This window comes from Mesorhizobium sp. M5C.F.Ca.IN.020.32.2.1 (genome assembly GCF_004023105.1).
GTDB classification, from domain to species: Bacteria; Pseudomonadota; Alphaproteobacteria; order Rhizobiales; family Rhizobiaceae; genus Mesorhizobium; species Mesorhizobium wenxiniae.
On sequence record NZ_RZSX01000831.1, the window covers coordinates 1 to 2759 of the forward strand.

At 63.3% G+C, this 2759-nt stretch carries 4 protein-coding genes and 1 pseudogene; 2 read left to right on the plus strand and 3 right to left on the minus strand.

The window, feature by feature from the left end; genetic code table 11:
* Both EOA86_RS29510 and EOA86_RS40750 read left to right on the plus strand, forming a co-directional pair.
* The coding region (locus EOA86_RS29510) for an oligopeptide/dipeptide ABC transporter ATP-binding protein (RefSeq protein WP_348633370.1) at positions 1 to 297 on the plus strand (297 nt) is incomplete at its 5' end.
* Between the two features lie 31 nt (positions 298 to 328).
* Positions 329 to 583, plus strand: a pseudogene (locus EOA86_RS40750) (aminomethyl transferase family protein); the annotation flags it as partial.
* 390 nt (positions 584 to 973) lie between these two features.
* On the opposite strand, the gene EOA86_RS29520 reads toward EOA86_RS40750, so the two are convergent.
* The 3 genes from EOA86_RS29520 to EOA86_RS29530 form a co-directional block, all read right to left on the minus strand.
* Positions 974 to 1288, minus strand: coding sequence for a GIY-YIG nuclease family protein (locus EOA86_RS29520; protein ID WP_128344879.1), 315 nt, complete (start codon positions 1286 to 1288; stop codon positions 974 to 976).
* A gap of 318 nt (positions 1289 to 1606) precedes the next feature.
* A complete protein-coding gene (locus EOA86_RS29525) occupies positions 1607 to 2515 on the minus strand; it encodes a nitrilase-related carbon-nitrogen hydrolase (protein ID WP_128344881.1) in 909 nt (302 codons plus the stop codon).
* 27 nt (positions 2516 to 2542) lie between these two features.
* Positions 2543 to 2759 (minus strand): RidA family protein (locus EOA86_RS29530; protein WP_164892100.1); only part of this gene is annotated, 217 nt, incomplete at its 5' end.

Genomic DNA, 2759 nt, shown 5'->3' on the forward strand with positions numbered 1-2759 from the left:
TATCTGTTCATCTCGCACGACATGGCGGTGGTCGAGAACATTTCCGATCGTGTCGCCGTCATGTATCTCGGCCAGATCGTCGAAATGGGCACCCGCGACCAGGTCTTTTCGAACCCGCGCCATCCCTACACGAAGCGCTTGATCGAGGCCGTGCCGGTGCCCGATCCGGCAAGGCGCCGGCCGCGTTTCGCGCGTCTCGACCAGGAGATCCCGAGCCCGACTCGAAAAATCGGCGAGGAGCCGCCGAAACTGGCCCTGAAGGATCTTGGCAACGGTCATCTCGTTGCTGTTTCCTAGAGCGGGATGAATTTAGGTTGGCGGGCCGCGCTCGCGCGAGTTTTTGAAGGTGCTGGTGCAGGACGCTGATCTGGATGGGCTGAAACGCTGGTCGTTCACCACAGCGCGCATCGGCGAGACGAAGCTGCTGATCTCGCGCACCGGCGTGACCGGCGAGCTCGGCTTCGAGCTTTTCGTGCCGGCCGACGAGGCCGCCACCGTCTGGGACGCGTTGATGCGGGCCGGCCAGGATTTCGGCCTGAAACCCTATGGCGTGCTGGCGATATTCACGCTTGGACTGGAGAAGGCCTATCCGGCGTTCTGGCCGACGGCGAGGATCCGGCGTCGTCACTATAGCGACCACGGCTATTCCTCGGGCAAGGTGCTGGCGACCGCGCATCTGCGGCTGCCGTTCACGCAGATCGGGACGGTGCTCAGCATCGACATCGATGGCGCGCCGACACGCGCGGTGGTGTCGGCGATGCCGTTCTTCGATCCTGACGGGGTGAGGCTGAGGGCATCCTCGACACAAGTAGTTTTGGCAGGTCGAGCCGATCGGCAGCGAACGTCGATGATTCCTGTCAGTGGCAGGTCGCAAACATCTAGGATTAGCCGAAGCATCCCTCCACTTCGTCATCCCAGGGCGGAGCAAGGAGCGAAGCGACGCGGCGCAGACCCTGGGATCCATTCCGTGACATCAGCCGAAGAATGCAGCGGACCAGAACCGGACGCTACCAGCCCGTTCCGCGAAAAGCTCGAACCACTCTGGCTTCTCGATCAGCTCCATCTTCCATTGGCGCGGCCAACGCTTCAGCGACTTCTCACGCTGGATGGCGTCTCGAATGTCGAAATGTTCCTCGTACCAGACCAGACGCTGCACGCCGTAGCGGCTGGTGAAGCGCGAGCCCTGGCCGGATTTGTGCTCCGGCATGCGGCGGCCGAGGTCGTTGGTGACGCCGATGTAGATCGTGCCGCGCTTCTGGCTCGCGGTCATATAGGCATAGCCGGTCATGGCTGAAGGGTAACGAGCACAGTTGCGAATACAAGCACCGTTCTGAGCCGCTGCATTCTTCGGCTGAGGTAACGGAATGGATCCCAGGGTCTGCGCCGCGTCGCTTCGCTCCTTGCTCCGCCCTGGGATGACGAAGTCGTGGTGACTTATGCCCAATCGCCAGCGTCAGAGATGGCGGCTGGAGGCCGGCCGACGACCGTCCACAGCCGCTTTCAGGCTCAGTCTAAGAACCAAGTCCTCTGTGCAGAGGAACTAGTTTCGAAGTCCTGTGATGGTAACGCAATAACGGAACGCGAACGGCCAGCGAGGGCTGTCACCTCAAACCTGATCCGCGATCAGCCGGTATTGGTCAGGCCGGCGATATCTGGCGAAGTCGAAATTCACCTTGCGGCAGACGGCTATCAGGTCGAGATCGGCGCGATGGACGATCACCTCGTCGCCGAGCGACATCGCCTGCGCCGCGATTTCGCCGGTCGGGGCGATGATGCAGGAGCCGCCGATCAAGGCCTGGCCGTCCTCGACGCCGGCCTTGGCCGCTGCCGCGACCCAGACCGTGTTCTGATAGGCGCCGGCCTGCATCGGCAGGTGGTTGTGGAACATGCGCAGATGCGCCAGCGCCGGCGCCTCATCGAGCAGCAGCGGCGTGTTGTAGCCGATCAGGACAATTTCGGCGCCGTTGAGGCAGAGCATGCGGTAGGTCTCCGGCCAGCGCCGGTCGTTGCAGATCGCCATGCCGACGCGCACGCCGCGATAGACGAAGACCGGAAAACCGAGATTGCCGGGCTCGAAATAACGCCGCTCGAGATGGACGGTCGTGCCCGGTTCCGGCTCACTCGATCCCGGCACATGGATTTTGCGATAGCGCCCGACAAGCTTGCCGTCCTGCCCGACCAGATCCATCGTGTTGAAGCGGCCCCGATCGACGCGCGTCAGCTCGGCATAGCCGAGCGCGAAGCCTATCTTGAGCCGCGCCGCGGCGTCGTAAAGGCGCTGCGTCTGCCGGCCCGGCATATCAGGCTCGAAGAACGCCTCGATCTCGGCCTGGTCGTCGATCCGCCAACGCGGAAAGAAGGTTGTCAGCGCCAGTTCGGGAAACACCGCGATTTCGGCGCCGGCGGCAGCCGCTCTTTCCAGAAGCGCGATGAGCCGGTCCACCGTTTCGGCGCGTTGCGCGCTTTTCTGTATCGGGCCGGTCTGGCAGACCGCGATGGTCAGGTCTCGAGCCATGGCGTCGTCTCTCCAATAGATCGCAGTTCAGGCGGCAGCGGTCACCATGATCTCGACCCGGTAGCCGTCGCCGGCGAGCCGGGCCTCGACCGTTGCCCGCACCGGCATGGCGCTTTTGTCGATCCAGGCATCCCAGGCGGCGTTCATCTTGTCGAAGTCGGCAATGTCGCGCAGCCATACCGTGGCGCTCAGGATCCTGGACTTGTCGCTGCCGGCCTTCGCCAGATAGGCGTCGATCTTGGCG